General features: G+C 73.4%; 9 protein-coding genes. 8 read left to right on the forward strand and 1 reads right to left on the reverse strand.

Translation table 11 applies throughout. The features are described 5' to 3' along the window. From BM085_RS44460 to BM085_RS16710, 7 genes are all read left to right on the forward strand, one after another. The coding region (locus BM085_RS44460; protein ID WP_177245136.1) for a hypothetical protein at positions 1-228 on the forward strand (228 nt) is incomplete at its 5' end. After that, complete coding sequence (locus BM085_RS16685; RefSeq protein WP_093887894.1) at positions 225-3,761, forward strand: non-ribosomal peptide synthetase; 3,537 nt, start codon at positions 225-227, stop codon at positions 3,759-3,761. The genes BM085_RS44460 and BM085_RS16685, both read left to right, overlap by 4 nt. After that, entirely contained in the window at positions 3,751-9,138 is a 5,388-nt protein-coding gene (locus tag BM085_RS16690; protein WP_093887895.1) for a type I polyketide synthase, read from the forward strand. The genes BM085_RS16685 and BM085_RS16690 overlap by 11 nt, the downstream gene beginning before the upstream one ends. Further along, entirely contained in the window at positions 9,135-9,338 is a 204-nt protein-coding gene (locus BM085_RS16695; protein WP_231509936.1) for an MbtH family protein, read from the forward strand. The genes BM085_RS16690 and BM085_RS16695 overlap by 4 nt, the downstream gene beginning before the upstream one ends. Positions 9,339-9,342: 4 nt before the next feature. Then, positions 9,343-12,477, forward strand: a complete 3,135-nt coding sequence (locus tag BM085_RS16700) for a non-ribosomal peptide synthetase (RefSeq protein ID WP_093887896.1) — start codon at positions 9,343-9,345, stop codon at positions 12,475-12,477. Next, complete coding sequence (locus BM085_RS16705; protein ID WP_093887897.1) at positions 12,474-17,993, forward strand: non-ribosomal peptide synthetase/MFS transporter; 5,520 nt, start codon at positions 12,474-12,476, stop codon at positions 17,991-17,993. The genes BM085_RS16700 and BM085_RS16705 overlap by 4 nt, the downstream gene beginning before the upstream one ends. Further along, positions 17,990-18,964, forward strand: a complete 975-nt coding sequence (locus BM085_RS16710) for a TauD/TfdA family dioxygenase (RefSeq protein WP_093887898.1) — start codon at positions 17,990-17,992, stop codon at positions 18,962-18,964. Before BM085_RS16705 ends, BM085_RS16710 begins: the two co-directional genes overlap by 4 nt. Before the next feature lie 158 nt (positions 18,965-19,122). On the opposite strand, the gene BM085_RS16715 is transcribed toward BM085_RS16710, so the two are convergent. Then, positions 19,123-19,860, reverse strand: coding sequence for a GntR family transcriptional regulator (locus BM085_RS16715; protein WP_093888071.1), 738 nt, complete (start codon positions 19,858-19,860; stop codon positions 19,123-19,125). 270 nt (positions 19,861-20,130) lie between these two features. On the opposite strand from BM085_RS16715, the gene BM085_RS16720 reads away from it, so the two are divergent. Beyond that, positions 20,131-21,228, forward strand: a complete 1,098-nt coding sequence (locus tag BM085_RS16720) for an ABC transporter substrate-binding protein (RefSeq protein ID WP_093887899.1) — start codon at positions 20,131-20,133, stop codon at positions 21,226-21,228. The last annotated feature ends 5 nt before the right edge of the window (positions 21,229-21,233 follow it).

The following is a 21,233-nucleotide window of genomic DNA, read 5'->3' on the forward strand; positions in this document are numbered from 1 at the left end:
AAGATCGGCACCGAAGTGAAACCCTGCTACTTCGATCTCACCAGCCCCCACTACGTCGGCGTCCTGTGCACCATGCTGCGCACCGCCGGGGACGACGTGTCCGTCGTGATCGGCGAGGCCCTGCCCACCCCCGAGCAGGCCTGGGTCCCCGACCACGACGGCAACCGCTACTTCAGCGAGCTGCGCCTGCAGATCACCGACTCCGTGCCCGCGGGCGGTGGGCGATGAGCGGCCTCACCCACCGCCCGGAGACGGACCAGCCGTCCTTCCCGGAGGGGACCGTCGCCGATCTCATCGTGGCGCGGGCCCGCGCCGTGCCGGACGCGGTGGCGGTCGCCCAGTGGGACGAGAAGATCACCTATCGCGAGCTGACCGGCCGCGCCACGGCGCTCTCCGCCCGGCTCCGCGCGCTCGGCGTCGGCCCGGAGACCAAGGTCGGGATCTGCATGGAGCGGCGGCCCGCGCTGCTGGTCGCGCTCCTGGGCGTGCTGCTGTCCGGCGGCTGCTACGTGCCGCTGGACCCGGCCGGCCCGCGGCTGCGGCTGCGGGACATGGCCGCCGACGCCGGTCTGGACGTCGTGGTGTGCGACGGGGCGGGAGCCGAGGCGGCGGGCGAGGCGGGGCTGCGGTGCGTCGCCGTGCCCGGCCCGGACGGATCGGCCGACCCGGCCGACGTGCCGGCCTGTCCGGCGGCGCCGGACAACCTCGCCTACGTGCTGTACACCTCCGGCTCCACCGGCCGCCCCAAGGGCGTGCTCGTCACCCACCGCAACCTGGTCGACTTCGTCCTCGGATCCGTCGCGAGCATCGGGGCCGACGAGACCACCCGCGCGCTGGCGGTCTCGTCCCTCGGCTTCGACGCCTCCGTCCTCGACCTGTTCGTACCGCTGGCCGTGGGCGGGGCGGTGCAGCTGGCCGGTGACGCCGACCGCACCGACCCGGCCAGGCTGCAGCGTTTCATCGCCGAGCACGGGGTCACCTGGGGGTTCGCGACCCCGGCCGTGCTGTCTCTGCTCGACCCGGCCACGCTGCCCGGCTGGCGGGTGGTGATGTCCGGCGGCGACGCGGTGCCGGCCCAGCTGGTCAACCGGTGGGCGGCGCCGGGCCGCCGGATCGTCAACATCTACGGGCCCACCGAGACCACGGTGTCGGCCGTCACCGGCGAGCTGGTCGCGCCGCAGGCCACACCGGTGCAGATCGGCCACGCGACACCCGGCCACCGCTGCTACGTCGTCGACGACCGGTTCCGCCAGGTCGAGCCCGGCGCCGAAGGCGAGCTGCTGATCGGCGGCCCCGGCGTGTCCCGCGGCTACCAGGGCAGGCCCGCGCTGACCGCCGAGGCGTTCGTGCCCGACCCGTTCTCCGGCGAGCCGGGCGCGCGGCTCTACCGGACCGGGGACATGGTGCGGTACGCCGACGACGGGCAGCTCGTCTACCTGGGCCGCCGGGACGGGCAGGTCAAGGTCCGCGGCCAGCGGATCGAGCTCGGCGAGATCGCGGCCGTCCTGGAGGAGCACCCGGCGGTGACGCAGGCGGCCGTGGAGGCGGTCCCCGGGCCCGGCGGCGGCCTGGAGCTGGTCGCCTTCCTCACCCCGCGGGACGCCCCGGCCGACCCGGGATACGCCGCCTCCCGGCTGACCTCGGCGATGCTGCCCGGACGCGTGCTGCGCCTGCCCGAACTGCCGATCAACGCCTCCGGCAAGGTGGACAGGGCGAAGCTGCGCGAGCTGGCCGTCGCGGCACGCCCCGCCGACGACTCGCCGGAAGGGGAGACGGCCACCGAACGGGCGCTCGCGGCGGTGTGGCGTCGCCTGGGCGTCGGCACCGACTTCTTCGCGAGCGGCGGCGACTCGATCACGGCGATGCGGCTGGTCGCCGCCGCCCGCGGCGAACTGGGCCTGGACGTGACGGTGGACGACGTGTTCGCCGGCCGTACCCTCCCGGCGATCGCCGAGCGGTTCGACAAGGCCGGCCGGCTGCCGGGGCCGGAACTCACCGTCGGCCACCCGCCGACCCTGGCCCCGCCGCAGCGCCGCCTGTGGTTCCTGGACCAGCTGGCCCCCGAGGCCGCGCCCTACAACATCGCGCTGGCCGAGACGCTGCGCGGCCCCCTGGAGGTGCCGGCGCTGCGGGCGGCGCTGCGCGCGGTCGCCGAGCGGCACGCCGTACTGCGCTGGCGGATCCGGCAGACGGACGGCGTGCCGTACGCCGTCTGCGAGCCCCCGGCCGACGTGGCGCTGACCGTGGTGGACCTGAGCGGGTACGGCCAGGCCCAGCGGGACGCCCAGCTGCGCACCCGGCTGGCGGCCGGCGCGTCCGCGCCGTTCGACCTGGCGGGCGGCTCCCCCTGGCGGGCGTGGCTGTACGTGCTGGGCCCCGACGAGCACGTGCTGGCGCTGACCCTGCACCACGCGGTGTTCGACGGCTGGTCGCGGGACACGCTCTACACCGACCTGTCCGCCGCCTACACGGCCGCCGTCACCGGCCGGGAGGCGGACCTCCCGCCGCTGCGGGCGTCGTACGCCGACTACGCGGTCTGGCGGGCCGAGCGGGACCGCCGCGACGGCGAGGCGGACCTGGCCTGGTGGGCCGGGCATCTGCGCGGCGCGCCCACCGTGCTGGACCTGCCCCGCGACCGGCCCCGCCCGGCGGTGCAGACCTACCGCGGCGCCGAGGCCCGCGTGACTCTGCCGCCCGGCACCGACGCCGCGGTCCGCGCACTCGCCGCCGACCTCGGGGCGACCCCGGCGGGGGTGCTGCTGGCCGGGCTCGGCCGGCTGCTGCACAGGCTCACCGGCACCGCCGACCACGTGGTCGGCGCGGTCGTCGCCGACCGGCGGGTGGCCGCCTTCGACGACCTGGTCGGGTTCTTCATCGACATGGTCCCGCTGCGGCTGCGCTCGGACGAGCAGGCCGGCTTCGCCGACCACGTACGGCGGTGCACCCGCGAGCTGCTGGACGTCGCCGCGCACCCGGCCGCACCGCTGGAGCGGGTGGTCGAGGAGCTCGGCGTCCGCAGGGACACCTCCCGCGCCCCGCTGGTGCAGGTGATGTTCAACGTGCTGAACCTCACCGAGCCCCGGCTGGACCTCCCCGGGCTGCGCAGCGAGACGATCGAGGTCGACAAGCCGGGATCGCCGTTCGACCTGACCGTGTACGTGGCGGAGCGGGCCGGCGCGTTCTCCGTCGAGGTCGTCTACAACCCCGACCTGTTCGACGCCTTCAGGGTCGACGCGATGCTCGCCGACTACGTGAACGTGGTCGGCGCGCTGGCCGCCGACCCGGCCGTCCCGGTGGGCGCGGTCGCCCTGCCCGAGCCGCTCTCGCCTGCCGCCGCACCGGGCGCCATGCGGGTCGCCGACCCCGTGGCGGCGCCGTCCGCGATCCCGGGGGCCGGGTCGACCGGCACCGAGGAGCTGATCGCCGCGGTCTGGCGTGAGGTCCTGGAGCGGGACGCCGTCGGGTTCGACGACAACTTCTTCGACATCGGCGGCCACTCGCTGGCGCTGGCCGCCGTGCACGCCCGCCTGTGCGTCCGGCTCGGCCGCGAGCTGCGCATGGTGAACCTCTTCCACTACCCGAACATCCGTGCCCTGGCCGCCTTCATCGACACCCAGGCGGGCGGCTCCGCCGACCGACCCCAGGACGACAACTCCGAACTCGCCCGCGCGGCCTCCCGGGCCGAAGCGCGGCGCAACCGTAACCGGCGCACACGACGCGTCCACAGCACCACCGGACAGGAGAACGACCATGACCAGTGACGTCACCGACGAGGGCGTCGAGCCGATCGCCATCGTGGGGATGGCCGCCCGGGTACCGGGCGCGGCCGACATCGGCGAGTTCTGGCGCAACCTGGTCGACGGCGTCGAGTCGATCACCACCTTCACCCGCGAGGAGCAGGTGGCCAGGGGCGTGTCCGAGGAGGACGTGGACGACCCGAGCTGGGTGTCGAAGGCGCCGTACGTGGAGGGATACGACCAGTTCGACGCCGGGCTGTTCGGCCTGAGCGCGCGGGAGGCGGAGATCCTCAACCCGCAGCACCGGCTGTTCCTGGAGACCTGCTACACCGCGCTGAACGACGCCGGCACCGACCCCGCGCGCTACGACGGCTCCATCGGCGTCTACGCGGGCACCGGGGGCAACCAGTACCTGTGGGAGAACCTGGTCCGCAACAAGAAGGTGTGGGAGACCCGCCACGGCATCGGGCTCGCCACCGCCAATTCGCCGAACTACGTGGCCACCACCGTGTCCTACCGGCTGGACCTGCGCGGGCCCAGCTTCACCATCCACACCGCCTGCTCCACGTCGCTGGTCGCACTCCACCTGGCCTGCGAGGCGCTGCGCGGCGGCGAGTGCGACATGGCCCTGGCGGGCGGCGTCAACGTGGAGCACCCGCCGGCGACCGGATACATCGGGGTGGAGGGGTTCACCTCCCCCGACGGTCACTGCCGGCCCTTCGACGCCGACGCGAACGGCACCGTCTGGGGCAGCGGCGTCGGCGTCGCCGTGCTCAAGCGGCTGGAGGACGCCATCGCCGACGGCGACCACATCCACGCCGTGGTGCGGGGCAACGCGATCAACAACGACGGCGCCGGCAAGGTCGGCTTCTCCGCGCCCAGCGTCGACGGGCAGGCCGCCGCGGTCGCGCAGGCGGTCGGGCTCGCCGGGATCGACCCGCGCACGATCGGCTACGTCGAGGCGCACGGCACCGGCACCGCGATGGGCGACCCGATCGAGGTCGCCGCCCTGTCCGCGGTGTACACGCGGGCCACGCAGGACCGCGGCTGGTGCGGTATCGGCTCGGTGAAGTCCAACATCGGCCACCTCAGCCAGGCCGCGGGCATCATCAGCGTGATCAAGGCGGTGCTCGCGCTGAAGCACGGGCTGATCCCGCCCACGATCAACTACGAACGCCCCAACCCGGCGATCGACTTCGACGACACCCCGTTCTACGTGGCGTCCACGCTCAGCAAGTGGGAGACCGACGGCGGGCCGCGGCGCGCCGGAGTGAGCTCCTTCGGCATCGGAGGCACCAACGCGCACGTGGTCCTGGAGGAGGCGCCGCGCGCCGGGGCGGCCCCCCTGCCGCCGCGGCCCGCCCACCTGCTGCAGGTGTCCGCCAAGACCGCCACCGCGCTTGACGCCGCGGTGGACCGGCTCGCCGGGCACCTGGCGGCCAACGAGGACCTCGACCTCGCCGACGTGGCCCACACGCTGCGGGTGGGCCGGATGGAGTACCCGCACCGGGCCGCGGTGGTGGCCACCGACCGCGCCGACGCGGTCGCCGCGCTGCGCGACCGCAAGCGCCGCCGCAAGGGAGAGTCCCGCGCCACCCCGCCGGCGGTCGCCTTCCTGTTCTCCGGGCAGGGGGCGCAGCACGCCGGCATGGGCGCGGAGCTGTACCGGACGGAGCCGGTGTTCGCCGCCGCCGTCGACGAGTGCGCGGGCCTGCTCACCGAGCACCTCGGCCTCGACCTGCGCGACCTGGTGTTCGGCACCGCGCCCGACGCCGACGAGACGCTCCGGCAGACGCGCTACACCCAGCCGGCGCTGTTCACCGTGGAATACGCGCTGGCCAGGCTCTGGCAGAGCTGGGGGGTACGGCCGGCCGCGATGATCGGCCACTCCATCGGCGAGTACGTCGCCGCGACCGTCGCCGGGGTCTTCACCCTGCCCGACGCGGTACGGCTGGTCGCCGCCCGCGGCGCGCTCATGCAGTCGATGCCGCCGGGCGCGATGCTCGCCGTCCAGCAGGACGAGTCGGCGCTGGCCGGACAGCTGCCGGAGGGGGTGTCGGTGGCGACCGTCAACGGCCCCGGCACCTGCGTGGTGGCCGGTCCCGCGGACGCGATCGAGGCGTTCGCCGAGACGCTGAAGGCCCGGAAGGTGGGCTGCAAGGCCCTGCGCACGTCGCACGCGTTCCACTCGGCGATGATGGAGCCGATCCTCGACGAGTTCACCGCGCTGGTCGCCTCCGTGCCGCGGCAGGCGCCGAGCCTGCCGTTCTGGTCCAACGTCACCGGTGAGCCCATCACCGCCGAGCAGGCGACGGACCCGGCGTACTGGGCCGGTCACCTGCGGCAGCCGGTCCGGTTCGGCGCCTGCGTCGCCGGGCTGTTCGCCGCGCACGGCGACACGCCGCCGCTGCTGGTGGAGTGCGGGCCCGGACGGCAGCTGGCCGGACTGGCCAGGATGCAGCTCCCCAAGGGAGCGCCCGCGCCGCTGCCCAGCCTGCCCGGCCCCGGGGAGCGGGCCGGGGACGCCGTCACCGTCTACGACGCGGCGGGCACGCTGTGGTCCGCCGGCGTGCCGCTGGCGGACGGTTTCGGCGCGGCGGCCCGCCGGGTGCCGCTGCCGGCCTACCCGTTCGAGCGCCGGCGCTACTGGATCGACGCCGACCCGGTCGACCAGGCCGCAGCCGCCGCGCCGGTCCGGCGCCGTGGCCCGCTGCCGCTGGACGACTGGTTCGCGGTGCCCACCTGGCGCCAGGCCGCCCCGGACCTCCGCCGGACCGACCTCGGCGACTGCCTGGTGCTGGCCGACGGGCCTCGCGGGGAGGAGCTCGTCGCCGAGCTGCGCGCCCGGGGCGTCACCGTGCGGGTGGCCGGCCCCGGCGACCACGAGACGCTGCTCGCCGCCGGCGCCCCCGCCAGGATCGTGCACGCCCTGGCGCTGGACGGCGTGCCCGCCGGCGGCGCGATCGCCGCCACCTGGGACGCGCAGGAGCGCGGCTTCTTCAGCCTGCTGGAGCTGGTCCAGGCCCTGGCCGGCGCGGGGGTGACCGACGGAGTCCACCTCGACGTGGTGTCGTCGGGCGCCTCAGACGCGCAGGGCGCCCTGCTCCGCCCCGAGCACGCCACCCTCGCCGGCATCGCCCGGGTGGTCCCGTTGGAACTGCCCGGCCTGACCGTCCGCCACATCGACGCCGACCCGGAGGCGGGCGCCGCGCAGACGGCCGACCTCGTCTCCGAGCTGCTGCGGCCCGCCGACGAGACGGAGGTGGCGCTGCGCGCCGGCCGCCGCTGGGTCACCGACTACGCCCAGGTCCCCGTGGGCGCGGAGACCTCCGGGTCCACGGTGGTCCGCGACGGGGGCCGGTACCTGATCACCGGTGGGATCGGCGGGATCGGCATCACCCTCGCCGAGGACTTCGCGCGGCGGGCCCGCGCCCGGCTGGCGCTGCTCAGCCGCAGTGGCCTGCCGCCCCGCGAGGAGTGGGACACCCACCTGGCGGTGCACGGCGGCGCGGACCGGACGGGCCGGGCCATCCTCGCGATCCGGCGGATGGAGCAGGCCGGCGCCCAGGTGCTGGTGCTGGCCGCCGACGTCACCGACCCGGCCGAGCTGCGCGCGGTGCGCGAGCGCGTCGACGCCGAGTTCGGCGGCCTGGACGGCATCGTGCACGCCGCCGGTCTGCCCGGCGGCGGCATGGCCGAGGTGAAGGACCGTGCGACGGCCACCGCCGTCCTGGCCCCCAAGATCGCCGGAACCCTCGCCCTGGCGCAGGTCTTCGGCGACCTCCCGCTGGACTGGGTGGCGCTCTGCTCCTCGGTGACCTCGGTGGTCGGCGGTTTCGGCCAGGTCGACTACTGCGCGGCCAACAACTTCCTGGACGCCTACGCCCGCAGCGCGCACGGCTGGCGCGCGCCGGTCGTCTCGCAGAACTGGGGCGGCTGGACCGAGGTCGGCATGGCCGTGGAGGTGGCGGCGCCCGACGGGTTCCGCGCCGCCCGCGGCGGGGTGGCCGGAGCGGTGGACCACCCGGTCCTGTCCAGCCGGGTGACCGGCCAGGACGGGGAGGCCGAGTGCCACGGGCTGGTGTCGGCCACCACGCACTGGCTGCTCGACGAGCACCGCATCGGCCAGGTGCCGGTGGTGCCCGGCACCGGTCACCTGGAGACGGCGCGGGCCGCCGTGGCCGCGTGCCTGCCCGCTCCGGACGCCGACCACGCCGTGGAGCTGCGGGACGTGGCGTTCCTGGAGCCGTTCTCCGTCCCCGACGGGGCCACCGCGCAGTACCGGGTGGAGCTGACCACCTCGGCGGACGGCGTGGAGTTCCGCGTGGTGAGCCGTACGGCGGGCCACTCGGCCACGCACGTGCGCGGTTCGGCCGCGTGGGTCCGCTCCGAGCCGGCCGCCGGGGTGGACGCCCCGTCGATCGTGGCGCGGTGCCGGCCGAGCTCGGCCGTACGCGAGACCGGCCGCACCAGCATGCTCACCTTCGGTCCCCGCTGGGACGCGCTGGGCGAGCACCACGTGGGCCCGGACGAGGAACTCGCCAGGATCGTCGCGCCCGAGGCCGCCATGGCCGACCTGGAGCGCTGGGTGCTGCACCCGGCGCTGCTGGATGTGGCCACCGCGTTCGGCGAGGGCCGCGGGGAGGGCAGCTACCTGCCGCTCTCCTACGGCCGGGTGCTGGTGCGCGGGCCGTTGCCCGCCCGGTTCTGGAGCCACCTGCGCTACGCCGACGGCGGTGACGACGTGGTCTCGGCGGACCTGACGCTGTTCGACGAGGACGGCCGGGTGCTGGTGGAGATCGGCGACTTCGTCCTGCGCCGGGTGAACCGCGACGCCGTCACCGGCGACCTCGGCGCCGTCCCCGGCGGCACGGCCGGAGGGGCCGCCGCGGCGACCGCGCCGGCCGGCGACGGGATCTCCCCCGTGGACGGCGCCGAGGCGTTCCGCCGGGTGCTGGCCGCACGCCTGGGCCCGCAGGTCGTGATCAACCCGCTGCCGGTGGCCGAGCTCGCCGAACGGGCCAGGTCCCGGACCACCGACACCATCGCCGGGGACACCGGAGCCGACGAGCGGTCCGGGTCCGCGGAGGCCGGAGACGACCACGCCACGCCGCGCAACGAGCTGGAGGCGACCATCGCGCGGGTGTGGAGCGACGGTCTCGGCGTGTCGCGGGTCGGCATCGACGACGACTTCTTCGAACTCGGCGGCAACTCGCTGATCGCGGTGCAGCTCATCGCCTCGCTGCGCAAGGCCGTCGGCGTGAAGCTGCCGATGCGCAGCCTGTTCGAGTCCCCGACCGTGGCCGAGCTGGCGCTCGTCGTCGAACGGCTGCGGGCCGCCGACGGCGAGGCCGAGCAGTCCCGCCCGGCCACCACCATCCCCAAGCTGGACCGTAAATGAACAAGGCAGGAACCATGACCGACCACCCCTATCTGGTCGTGCGCAACGACGAGGAGCAGTACTCGATCTGGCCCGCGGGGCGGATCCTCCCCGCCGGGTGGCACGAGGCCGGCTTCAGCGGAGCCAAGCAGGAGTGCCTGGACCACATCGAGACGGTGTGGACCGACATGCGGCCCCTCAGCCTGCGTCAGGGCGGGTGACGGGATGACCGCCAGGGAATGGGAGGCTCCGGCCTCCTTCGGCCAGGAACGCATCTGGCTGGCCGACCAGCTGGATCCCGGCTCGCCGGTGTTCAACCTGCCGTGCTCGCTGGAGATCCTGCACCCGATCGAGGCCGACGAGGTCGTCGCGGCGCTGAAGACCGTCGTCGACCGGCACGAGGTGCTCCGCACCTCCTTCAGGATCGTCGACGGCGCCCTCCGCCAGGTGGTGCACGCCGAGGTCGACCTCGACGTGCGGGTGCACGACCTGCGGGCGCTCCCCGCCGAGGAGCGCAAGGCCCGGATGTACGACCACGCCCTGGCCGCCGCCAGGGCCGCGGTCCCCACCGACCGCGCCCCGCTGTGGCGGGCCACGGTGACCCGGACCGGCGACGCGCGCTGGGTGGTCGGCTTCGTGGTCCACCACGCCGTGTTCGACGCCACCTCGGCCGTCATCCTCACGACGGAGTTGACCGAGCTGTGCGCCGCCGCGGCGGCCGGGCGGCCCGCCGGCCTGCCGGAGCTGCCCATCCAGTACGCCGACTACGCGGCCTGGCAGCGCGGCCAGCTCACCGGCCAGGCCCTGGCCGACCAGACGGACTACTGGCGGTCGCGGCTGGCGGGGCTGCCCGCCGTGCACACCCTCCCCACCGACCGGCCGCGGCCCGCCCAGCTCGGCTACGCCGGCGACGAGGTCCGCTTCACGATCCCGGAGGAGCTGCAGGAGCAGGCCGCCGCGGTGGGACGCCGCTCGGCCGCGACGCCGTTCATGGTGTTCCTGACGGCCTACGTCGCGCTGCTGTCCCGGCTGTCCCGCGACGACGACACCGTCGTCGGGGTGACCATGAGCGGCCGGGATCTGCCGGAGGTCGCCGGGCTGGTCGGCATGTTCATCAACCAGATGGTGGTGCGGACCGACACCTCGGGCGACCCGGCCTTCGCCGAGCTGCTCGGCCGGGTCCGCGCCACCCTGCTCGACGCCATGGAGAACGGCCAGATCCCGTTCCAGGCGGTCGTGGAGGCGATCGCGCCGCAGCGGGATCCGGGGGTGCAGCCGCTCTACCAGATCGGCTTCAACTACATCCCCGACTCCGGCATCGAGCCGATCCCCTACAGCACCTCGAAGGACGACCTGGCGTTCGACCTGACCACCGGCACCAGCCGGCTGCTGTACCGCACCGACCTGTTCGACCGGGGCACCGCGGAGACGTTCGTCGCCCGCTACCTGCGCGTCCTGGCCGCGGGCGCGGCCGACCCGGACACCCGGATCGGCGACCTGCCGCTGATGGATGAGGCCGAGCGCGCGTCGCTGCTGGAGGCGGGCGCGCAGGAGCCGCCGCGCGAGCACGCCACGGTGTGCCGCATGGTGCAGGCGCAGGCCGCACGCACCCCGGACGCGACCGCCGTGATCGTCGGTGACCGGCGGCTGACCTACGCGGAGCTGGAGGAGGCCGCCGGACGGGTGGCGGACCGGCTGCGGCGCTCGGGCGTCGGCCCCGAGTCCCTGGTCGCGGTGTACGCCGAACCGTGCCTGGAGCTGCTGCCCGCCCTGCTGGGCGTGTGGAAGGCCGGAGCGGGTTACGTGCCGGTGGATCCCGGCTACCCGGCGGAGCGGGTGGCGTACATGCTCGCCGACTCCGCCGCCGCGGTGGTGCTCACCCAGCGGCACCTGACGGGCGCCCTGCCGGCCGCCGGCGCGACCGTGCTCGCCGTCGACGACCCCGGCGAGTGGACCGGGCAGCCGGCCGCCGGCTCCTCCCCGGAGGCCGCGCCGGAGAACGTCGCCTACGTCATCTACACCTCGGGCTCGACCGGCACCCCCAAGGGCGTCGTGGTCGAGCACGGCTCGGTGGCCGCCTACCTGGCGTGGGCCGGCACCGCCTACCCCGGCCTGGCCGGGCAGGCGCTGCTGCACTCGCCGATCTCCTTCGACCTGACCGTGACCGGCCTGTTCGGGCCGCTGACCGTCGGCGGCGCGGTGCGGTTCGCCGCCCTCGACGACGGCGTCGCGGCCGGTGACCGGCCGACGTTCCTCAAGGCCACCCCCAGCCACCTGGCGCTGCTGGCGGCGCTGCCCGACCGCGCGGCCCCCAGCGCCGACCTGGTGCTGGGCGGTGAGGCGCTGCCCGCCGACTGGGTCACCGCCTGGCGGGAGCGGCATCCGGGCGTCACGGTCGTCAACGAGTACGGCCCCACCGAGGCCACCGTCGGCTGCGTCGCGGCCCACGTGGCGCCCGGCGAGGCGCTGCCCGTCGACCAGGCGGGCGCGGTCGGGATCGGCCGTCCGGCCCCCGGCAACACCGCCTACGTGCTGGACGGCGGGCTGCGGCCGGCGCCCGCCGGCGTCGTCGGCGAGCTCTACGTCGCCGGCCCCCAGGTGACCCGCGGTTACCTGAACCGGCCGGGAGCCACCGCCGCCGCCTACGTGCCGTGCCCCTACGGGCCCCCCGGCGGGCGGATGTACCGTACCGGCGACCTGGCGCGCCGGCGCGCCGACGGGAGCCTGGAGTTCGCCGGCCGCGCGGACGACCAGATCAAGCTCCACGGCTACCGCATCGAACCCGGCGAGATCGAGACGGCCCTGCGGGCGCGGCCCGGCGTCCGCGACGCCGCCGTCAGCGTCCGCGAGGACACCTCCGACGGCAGGCGGCTCGTCGCCTACCTGGTCGGCGAGGCGGACCTCACGGCGATCGGCGACGCGCTCGCCGCCACCCTGCCGGCCCACATGATCCCGTCCGGCTACGTCACCCTCGACGCCCTGCCCCTGACCGCCAACGGCAAGCTCGACCACGCCGCCCTCCCCGCGCCGTCGGCGGCCCCCGAGCGCAGGTACGTCGCGCCCCGCACCGCCGCGGAGGAGCTGGTGGCGGAGGTGTTCGCCGAGCTGCTGGGGGTGGAGAAGGTCGGCGCCGAGGACGACTTCTTCGAACTCGGCGGCAACTCCCTGCTGGCGATCCGGGCCATCGCCAGGATCCGCGGTCAGATCGAGGTGGACATCCCGGTCCGCGGACTTTTCTCCTACGCCACCGTCGCCGACCTCGCGGCCGAAATCGAACGGCGGCTCAACGAAGACCTCGACCAGCTCAGCGATGAGGATGTCGAGCGGCTACTCACAGCGGAAGGTGACGGCCGGCCATGACGACCACCCCAGAGACCACCCCACAGCCCCCTTTATCGACCCCCGCCCCCTCCGCGGCCCGCCGGGCACTGCTGGAGCAGCGGCTGCGCCGGCGGGCCACCGCCACCGTGAAGCCCCGCCCCGAGGGCGCCGCCCCGCCCCTGTCCTACCAGCAGGAGCGGGTCTGGTTCATGGAGCAGTTCGCTCCGGGCACCAGCCAGTACAACATCCCGATCCCGATGCGCCTGACCGGCGAGGTCGACCTCGAACTGCTGGACCAGGCCCTGCAGACGCTCCCGGTCCGGCACGAAGCGCTGCGGATGCGCTTTCCCGCCGACTCCGACGGCCGGCCGACCGTCCAGATCGAGCCTTCCGTCACGGTGCCGCTGCGCTTCGTGACGGCCGACGACGAGGCCGCGGCCCAGGTGCTGATCGACGAGGTGGCCACCGAGCCGTTCGACCTCGCCGAGGGGCCGCTGCTCCGCGCCCTGCTGATCAGGCTGGCCGACGACGATCACCGGCTGCTGGTCAGCACCCACCACATCGTCGGCGACGGGTGGTCGGTGGACCTGCTGCTGCGCGACCTCGCCGCGGCCTACCACGCCCTGCGGGCCGGCGCGGAGACCACGCTCCCCGGCCTGCCGATCTCCTACGGCGACTTCGCGCACTGGCAGCGGCAGACCCAGACCGGTCACGAGCTGGAGCGCCAGCTGACGTTCTGGAGCGAGCGGCTCGCCGGCGTGCCGGCCCTGGAGCTGCCCGCCGACCGGCCCCGGCCCGCCACCCAGGTCTTCGAGGGCGACTGGCACATCGTCGACGTCGACGCCGAGCTCACCGACGCGGTCAACCGGCTCTGCAGGGAACGCAACGCGACGCTGTTCATGACGCTGCTCGCCGCCTACCAGGTGCTGCTGGCGCGGCACTCCGGCCAGGACGACTTCGCGGTCGGCTCCTCCTCGGCCGGCCGGTCGCTGGCGGAGCTGGAGAACGTGGTCGGCATGTTCGTCAACATGCTGCCGATGCGCGCGCGGCTCGGCGACGACCCCACCTTCGACGAGCTGCTCGAACGCACCCGGGTCGGCGTGCTCGACGCCTTCGACCACGCGGAGGTCCCCTTCGAGCAGCTGGTCAACGCGCTCGGCGTGCCCCGCGACGTCAGCCGGTCACCGGTGTTCCAGGCGATGTTCGCGCTGCAGAACTACCAGATGGGCAGGATCGCGGACGCGGGAAGCTCGGACCTGCGCATCGCGTGGCTGCCGATGGACCTGCGGGCCACCCGCTTCGACATCGAGCTGCACGTCATCGAGATACCGGACGGGCTGATCGTCAAGTTCGTCTACAACACGGCGCTGTTCGACGAGGCGACCGTGGCGAGCATGGCGACCCGCTTCGTCACCCTGCTGCGGGCGATCGTCGCCGCCCCCGCCACCCGCGTGTCCGAGCTCCCGATGCTGGACGCCGCCGAGCAGACGCTGCTGGTGGACGTGTGGAACGACACCGCCGCCACGCTGGACGAGGGGGCGACGCTGCACGGCCTGATCGAGGATCAGGCCGCCCGTACCCCCGGCGCGGTCGCGGTGACATTCGAGGGCAGTCACCTCACCTACGCCGAGCTGAACGAGCGGGCCAACCGGGTGGCGCACCGGCTGAGCGAGCTGGGAGTGGGGCCGGAGACCCTGGTCGGCGTCTACGCCGAACGCTCGGCCGAGCTCGTGGTGGCGCTGCTGGGCGTGCTCAAGTCGGGAGCGGCCTACCTGCCGCTCGATCCGGAGTATCCGGCCGACCGGCTGGCTTTCATGATCAACGACGCCGGCGCGCCCGTGGTGCTGACCCAGGGGCACCTGCGGGCGAGCGTCCCGGCCACCGACGCGACCATCCTGGACCTGGACGAGTCCGGCGAGTGGGCGGGCCGGTCCACCGCCGATCCCCGGCCGCCGGTCACCTCCGGCAACGCCGCCTACGTCATCTACACCTCGGGGTCCACCGGCCGGCCCAAGGGCGTGCCCAACACCCACCGCGGCATCGTCAACCGGCTGCAGTGGATGCAGCGGACCTACCGGCTGGGCGACGACGACGTCGTGCTGCAGAAGACCCCCGCCGGCTTCGACGTGTCGGTGTGGGAGTTCTTCTGGCCCCTGCTCACCGGAGCGCGGCTGGTGCTCGCCAAGCCGGGCGGGCACAAGGACGCGGCGTACCTGCGTGACCTGCTGATCAGTGAGAACGTGACCACCGCCCACTTCGTCCCCTCGATGCTGGCGGTGTTCCTCGCCGACGACGAGAGGGCCGCGGGGGACTGCACGGGACTGCGCCGGGTGATCTGCAGCGGCGAGGAGCTCCCCGTGGCCACGGCGGCCACGTTCACGGCGGTGCTCCCGGACTGCGAGCTGCACAACCTGTACGGTCCCACCGAGGCCGCCATCGACGTCACCTCCTGGCACTGCACCCCCGAGGCCATCGCCGGGGCGGTCACCCTGCCGATCGGCGCCCCGATCGCGAACATGCGGCTGTACGTGCTCGACGTCCACGGCAGCCCCACCCCGGTCGGCGTGCCCGGCGAGCTGCACATCGGCGGGGTCGGGGTGGCCAGGGGCTACCACCGCCGCCCGGCGCTCACCGCCGAACGGTTCGTCCCCGACCCGTTCGGCGGCGACCTGGGCGCCCGGCTGTACCGCACCGGCGACCTGGCGCGCTGGCGCCGCGACGGGAACCTGGAGTTCCTCGGCCGCATCGACCACCAGGTGAAGCTGCGCGGCCTGCGCATCGAGCTCGGCGAGATCGAGACGGCGCTGCGGGACCGCGAGGACGTCACCGAGGCGGTGGTGGTGGTCCGCGAGGACACCCCGGGTGACAAGCGGCTGGTCGCCTACCTGACGACCCCCGCCGAGACGGACGTCGACGTCACCGAGCTGCGGCTCGCGCTGAAGCAGAGCCTGCCCGACTACATGGTGCCGACGGCGTTCGTCACCCTGGACACGCTGCCGCTGTCCCCCAACGGCAAGCTGGACCGCAAGGCGCTGCCGGCCCCGCAGGCGACCCGGGACGCCACCGCCGAGCTGGTCGAGCCGGAGACCCCCACGGAACGGATGCTGGCCGAGATCTGGACCGAGGTCCTCGGCCTGGAGCAGATCGGCGTCCACGACGACTTCTTCGACTCCGGCGGCCACTCCCTGCTCGCCACCCAGGTGGTGGCCCGGATCCGCAAGGCGTCCGACGGCTCGGGACGTCCGGTCGGTGTCATGGACCTGTTCCAGAACCGCACCATCCGCGAGCTGGCCGTCTTCATCGACGCCGGCGCCGACGCGGCGACCGGGCCGCAGCCGCTGCTGTACGAGCTGACCCCGAAGACGGCCGGCAAGCGCACCCTGTCCTACGTCTGCGTCCCGTACGGCGGCGGCAGCGCGATCGTCTACCAGCCGCTCGCCGACGCCCTCCCCGCCGGGCACGCGCTGTACTCGGTGGCCATCCCCGGCCACGACGTGGGCCTGACCGAGGAGGGGCTCCCCTTCCACGAGCTGGTCGACCGGATCGTGGCGGAGGTCCGGGAACGGGTGGACGGCCCGCTGGTCCTCTACGGGCACTGCGGCGTCGGCAGCGCCATCGCGGTCGGCGTGGCCCGGAAGCTGACCGAGGCCGGCCGGGACGTGGACGCGATCTACATCGGCGCCATGTTCCCGTTCGCCCGGCTCAAGGGCGTCATCGGCGCGGTCCGCACCCGGCTGGAGAAGCTGCGCAGCAACCGCGAGTCCGCCAACTGGCTGAAGGGGATGGGCGTCGACACCGACGCGCTCGACCCGGAGCAGGCCGACCGGATCATCGGCAACATGCGGGCCGACTCCCGGGCGGCCGAGGAGTACTTCACCGAGCTGCTCGACCGGCGGCCGGAGCCGATGTCGGCTCCGATCATCTCGGTGGTCGGCTCGGAGGACCCGGTCACCGACTACCACACCGAGCGGTACCGGGAGTGGGAGTTCCTCACCGAGACCACCGGGCTGGTGGTGCTCGACCAGGCCGGGCACTTCTTCCTCAAGCACCGGGCGGAGGAGCTGGCCGAGATCGTCACGGGCATCCACCCGGCGATGGCCCGGCGCGAGACCGCCGAGTACGGCCCCGCCGGGCGGGGCCCCGACGCCGCGTGGGTGCTTCAGGACACGCACTACCCGGCCGAGCCCGGACAGGCCGAGGGGCCGCCCGTGGTGGAGCCGAGCAACACCAGGTTCCTCAGCGTCGCGATCGGGCAGCTCGTCTCGGCGACCGGGTCGGCGCTGACCGGCTTCGCCATCCCGGTGTGGCTGTTCGACCGGACGGGCTCGGTGACCGACCTCGGTCTGCTGTGGGCGCTGACGCTGGTCGCCGGGGTGGCGATGCTGCCCATCGCCGGACCGCTCATCGACCGGTTCGACCGGCGGCGCGTCATGATCACCGCGAGCGGCATCTCGGGCGCGGTCCAGCTCTGCATCGCGCTGCTGCTGTGGACCGGACGGCTGGACCTGTGGGTCATCTACCTGCTGCTGCCACTCAACTCGATGGCCGGCACCTACCAGCGGCTGGCCTTCCAGACCGCGGTGCCGCAGCTGGTGCCCAAGCGCTATCTGGGACACGCGGTGGGCCTCACCCAGCTCACCAACGGGTTCGCGATGCTGTTCGCCCCCCTGCTGGGCGCCGGGCTGTACGTCGCGATCGGCCTGCCCGGCATCATCGCCATCGACATGGTGAGCTACCTGTTCGCCCTCGCGGTGCTGCTGATGGTCCGCTTCCCCGACACGCTCGGCTTCCGCCGCAAGGAGCCGCTGGTCACCGCGATCGCGGAGGGGCTGCGGTTCTCCTGGAACCTGCGCGGGTTCCGGGCCATGGTCATCTACTTCGCCGTCGCCAACATCTTCCTGGGCCCGGCCCTGGTGCTGACCGTCCCGCTGACGCTCTCCTTCGGCACGGTCGACCAGGTCGCCCAGGTCGCGGTGGCCGAGGCCCTGGGCGCGGTGGCCGGTGGAGTGATCATGGCGCTCTGGGGCGGCCCCAGGAAGCGCCGGATGATCGGCGTGTTCCTGGGCAACCTGGGGATGGCCGCCGGATGCCTGGTGATGGGCCTGCAGCCGTCCCTGGTCGTGGTCACGACCGGCGTCTTCTGCATGGCGATGGCGATGACGGTCTCCCAGGGCATCTACGTGACGCTGATCCAGGTCAAGGTGCCGCAGCGCTTCCACGGCCGGGTGCTCGCGCTCAACCAGGCCATCTCGTGGTCCACCCTGCCGCTCGGCTTCGCCGTGCTGGCGCCCCTGGCCACCTCCCTGTTCAACCCCCTGCTGCAGCCGGACGGCGCGCTCGCCGGTTCGGTCGGCGCGGTCATCGGCACCGGGGACGGGCGCGGCGTGGGCTTCACCTACGTCGTCTTCGCGCTGATGATGGCCGCGATCACCATCGGCGCGTCCACCATCCGGTTGCTCCGGCGCTTCGACACCGAGGTGCCCGACTCGCTCCCCGACGACCTCATCGGCATGCAGGAACGGCAACGCCGCCTGAAAGGAACCACCGCATCATGACGGGTGTCATTCCCGAGGAACTGGCCCAGCTCGGGCCGGTGACCGGACAGCTCGACGGCAACGACCACACCACGATCGTGGTGTACGGTCTCGGGCCGGACATGACCGACCATCTCGACTGGGTGGCGGCCCACCGCGACAGCCTGCGGGCCGCGCTGGCCCAGCACGGCGCGGTGCTGCTCCGCGACCTGCCGGCCGACCTCGAGCTGTTCGACCGGATCGTCCGGGCCGTCGGCGGTGACCCGCTGCGCTACACCGAACGCTCCACCCCGCGCACGTCCGTCACCGAGTCGATCTACACCTCCACCGAGTACCCGGCCGACCAGCCGCTGCCGATGCACAACGAGAACTCCTACTCGGACAGCTGGCCGGGCCACCTGTTCTTCTACTGCGACACCGCCGCGGCCACCGGCGGGGCCACCCCGATCGCCGACAGCCGCGCGGTGTTCCGCATGATCCCCCAGGAGGTGCGGGACAGGTTCGCCGACGGCGTCGTGTACGCCAGGGCGTTCCGGGAGGGGCTCGGCCTGTCCTGGCAGGAGTCGTTCCAGACCGACGACCCCGCGGCGGTCGAGGAGTACTGCGCGCGGCACGGGCAGACGTTCGAGTGGACCGAGGACGGCCTGCGCACCAGGCACCACCGGCCCTCCCACCAGACCGAGCCGCTCACCGGGGAGCAGGTCTGGTTCAACCAGGCGAACCTGTTCCACGTCACCAGCCTGGACGAGGAGGTCCGCGAGGCCCTGCTGTCGCTGTACGACGAGGCCGACCTGCCCCGGAACGCGTACCTGGCCGACGGCACCCCGATCGACCCGGCCGACCTCGCCGCGGTCAAGGCCGCCTACGACGAGGTCTCCTACGGGTTCCCCTGGCGCCGGGGCGACCTGATGATCATCAACAACATGCTGTGCGCCCACGGCCGGGAGCCGTTCACCGGCGCCCGCCGGATCCTGGTCGCCATGACGGCCTGATCACCGAAAGTCCCAGGCAGAGGGCCCGGTCGCCGACTACGGCGGCCGGGTTCTCCCGTTCCGGTGTCAAACGCTTGTGGCGTCAAACACTTCTGCTGTCAAACGCGCGGAACGCTGGACTTGGCGGTTCTCCGGGTGGGCGCGTCGCCGGGAGGCGGTCAGCGGATGCCGACGTAGAACCGGGTCTGGTCGCTGCGGTGGAGGGCGTAGTAGGCCTCGAAGCGCGTGTTGTCGTCCAGCCACGCGACCGATTCGATGCCGAGCAGCGGTGTCGAGGTGGAGACTTCGAGCACCGCCGCGTCCTCCCGGTCGGGGAAGACCGCCTCGATCCACCGGTCGGCGGCGGCGGGTTCGAGCCCGTACCGCCGTCGCAGGACGTCGTACAGCGACTGGTTCTCCAGTACGGCGCGCTCCAGGCCGGGCACCAGGCGGGCGGGCAGGGCGGTGTCGACGAGCAGCCACGGCTGCCCGTCGACGCGCCGGAGTCTCCGTATCCTGACGACCTGCTCCCCCAGGGGGATCTGCAGCAGGGCGGCCTCCCGCTCGTCCGCCTCGCCGAGGGTCTGGCGGATGGTGTGGGTCGTCACGCGACGGCCTGATTCCCGCAGGTCGTCGGCGGAGCCGGACATCGAGCCGATGAACCGCAGCTCGGTCTTGCGCGGCGAGACGAAGGCGCCGCGCCCCTTGACCTTGTAGATCAGACGCTGCTGCACGAGCTCGCGCAGGGCCTCCCTGACGACGGTGCGGGAGACGCTGAACATGTCGCTGAGCTCCGCCTCGGACGGCAGCGGCTGATCCGGGCCGAGCTCACCGGAATCGATCTTGGTTCGCAACGCCCGCATCAGCTGCATCCACAGCGGTTCGGCCCCATCCCGGTTGAGGCGCGGATACGTCATCGTCACGGAAACCTCCTTGGCGGCAGCGTCCAGAAAAGCATGCCACGTCCGCAGACCTGTAATGACAGGCTAGCGAGCCCACCGTGATGATTATCCACCATCCGCCGGAAAGATCAGCCAGAAAAGTGACTCTTGACATGCCCGTAACATCGATTTAGTTTGCTTGTCATTACAGGTCTGTAATGACTGCCCGACCATGCTCCCCGTGAGCGATGCGTTCGCGGCCTCGATTCCACCGCTCCGGCGGACCTGCTCTCTCTGGAGACCACGATGCGTACCCGTCCCACACCCCGGCCTTGGCGCACGGCCTCCGTGGCATCGCTGGCCGCCCTCGCGGTCCTGGCCGCGGGCTGTAGCTCCGCCGCCACCCCCGACGCCAAGCCGGACGGCGACAAGCCGTTCATCGCCCTGAGCAACGGCTTCATCGGCAACGGCTGGCGCCAGACGATGATCGCCAAGTTCGAGGCCGCGGCCACGCAGGCCCAGACCGACGGCCTGATCAGCAAGTACAAGGTCGTCAACGCGCCGGGCGACAACTCGGCGACGGAGCAGGTCGCCCAGATCAAGAGCCTCCTGCTCCAGAAGCCGGACGCCCTGCTCATCGACCCGTCCTCGCCCACCGCGCTCAAGCCGGTCATCCAGCAGGCCTGTGCCGCCGGCGTCACCGTCGTGGTCTTCGACTCCGCGATCGACTCCGAGTGCGCGTACGTGCTGCAGAACAGCTTCGTCGACTGGGCCACCTACGCCGCCAAGCCGCTGCTGGACGGCATCGGCGGCAAGGGCAACGTCATCGTCAGCCGGGGCGTCGTCGGCTCGCAGCCCGAGTCCGAGATGTTCGACACCACCAAGAAGATCCTCGGCGACTACCCCGGCGTGAAGACCGCCGCGACGGTGAACGGGATGTGCGACGGCGCCACCGCGCAGAAGGCCGTGCTCGGCGTGCTTTCGAGCGTGTCGAAGGTCGACGGGGTCATCGGCTGCGGCGACGGCTACGGCGTCGCCCAGGCCTTCGCCACGGCGGGGAAGCCCGTTCCCGCGGTGACCTTCGAGACCAACGGCCGCGCGCTGAACTACTGGAAGGACAACAAGATCGACAACGGCTCGGTGGCCGTCATGTCCGACCCCGGCCAGTCGGTCGCCGCGCTGTGGGCGGCGCTCGACCTGCTGGAGAAGCGCGAGGTGCCCAAGCACCTGACCTTCCCGATCGTCCTCGTCGAGCAGAAGGACCGCGACGCGTGGGCCGCCGCGCTCAAGCCCGACGAGTACGCCGCCTGGCCCTGGACGCGTGAGCTGTTCCGCGAGCAGGTGAAGGCCGTCCAGACCGGCGGCAAGCCGGTGCAGCCGCCGATCCCGACCGCCGCCGGCTGAGTCAG

This window comes from Streptosporangium canum (assembly GCF_900113865.1).
In the GTDB taxonomy this organism is placed as follows: domain Bacteria; phylum Actinomycetota; class Actinomycetes; order Streptosporangiales; family Streptosporangiaceae; genus Streptosporangium; species Streptosporangium canum.

Coding starts and splice junctions, on each gene's coding strand:
- BM085_RS16700 (WP_093887896.1), top strand. CDS start 9,343: ATGACCGCCAGGGAATGGGAGGCTCCGGCCTCCTTCGGCCAGGAACGC.
- BM085_RS16710 (WP_093887898.1), top strand. CDS start 17,990: ATGACGGGTGTCATTCCCGAGGAACTGGCCCAGCTCGGGCCGGTGACC.
- BM085_RS16690 (WP_093887895.1), top strand. CDS start 3,751: ATGACCAGTGACGTCACCGACGAGGGCGTCGAGCCGATCGCCATCGTG.
- BM085_RS16705 (WP_093887897.1), top strand. CDS start 12,474: ATGACGACCACCCCAGAGACCACCCCACAGCCCCCTTTATCGACCCCC.
- BM085_RS16715 (WP_093888071.1), bottom strand. CDS start 19,860: ATGACGTATCCGCGCCTCAACCGGGATGGGGCCGAACCGCTGTGGATG.
- BM085_RS16695 (WP_231509936.1), top strand. CDS start 9,135: ATGAACAAGGCAGGAACCATGACCGACCACCCCTATCTGGTCGTGCGC.
- BM085_RS16720 (WP_093887899.1), top strand. CDS start 20,131: ATGCGTACCCGTCCCACACCCCGGCCTTGGCGCACGGCCTCCGTGGCA.
- BM085_RS16685 (WP_093887894.1), top strand. CDS start 225: ATGAGCGGCCTCACCCACCGCCCGGAGACGGACCAGCCGTCCTTCCCG.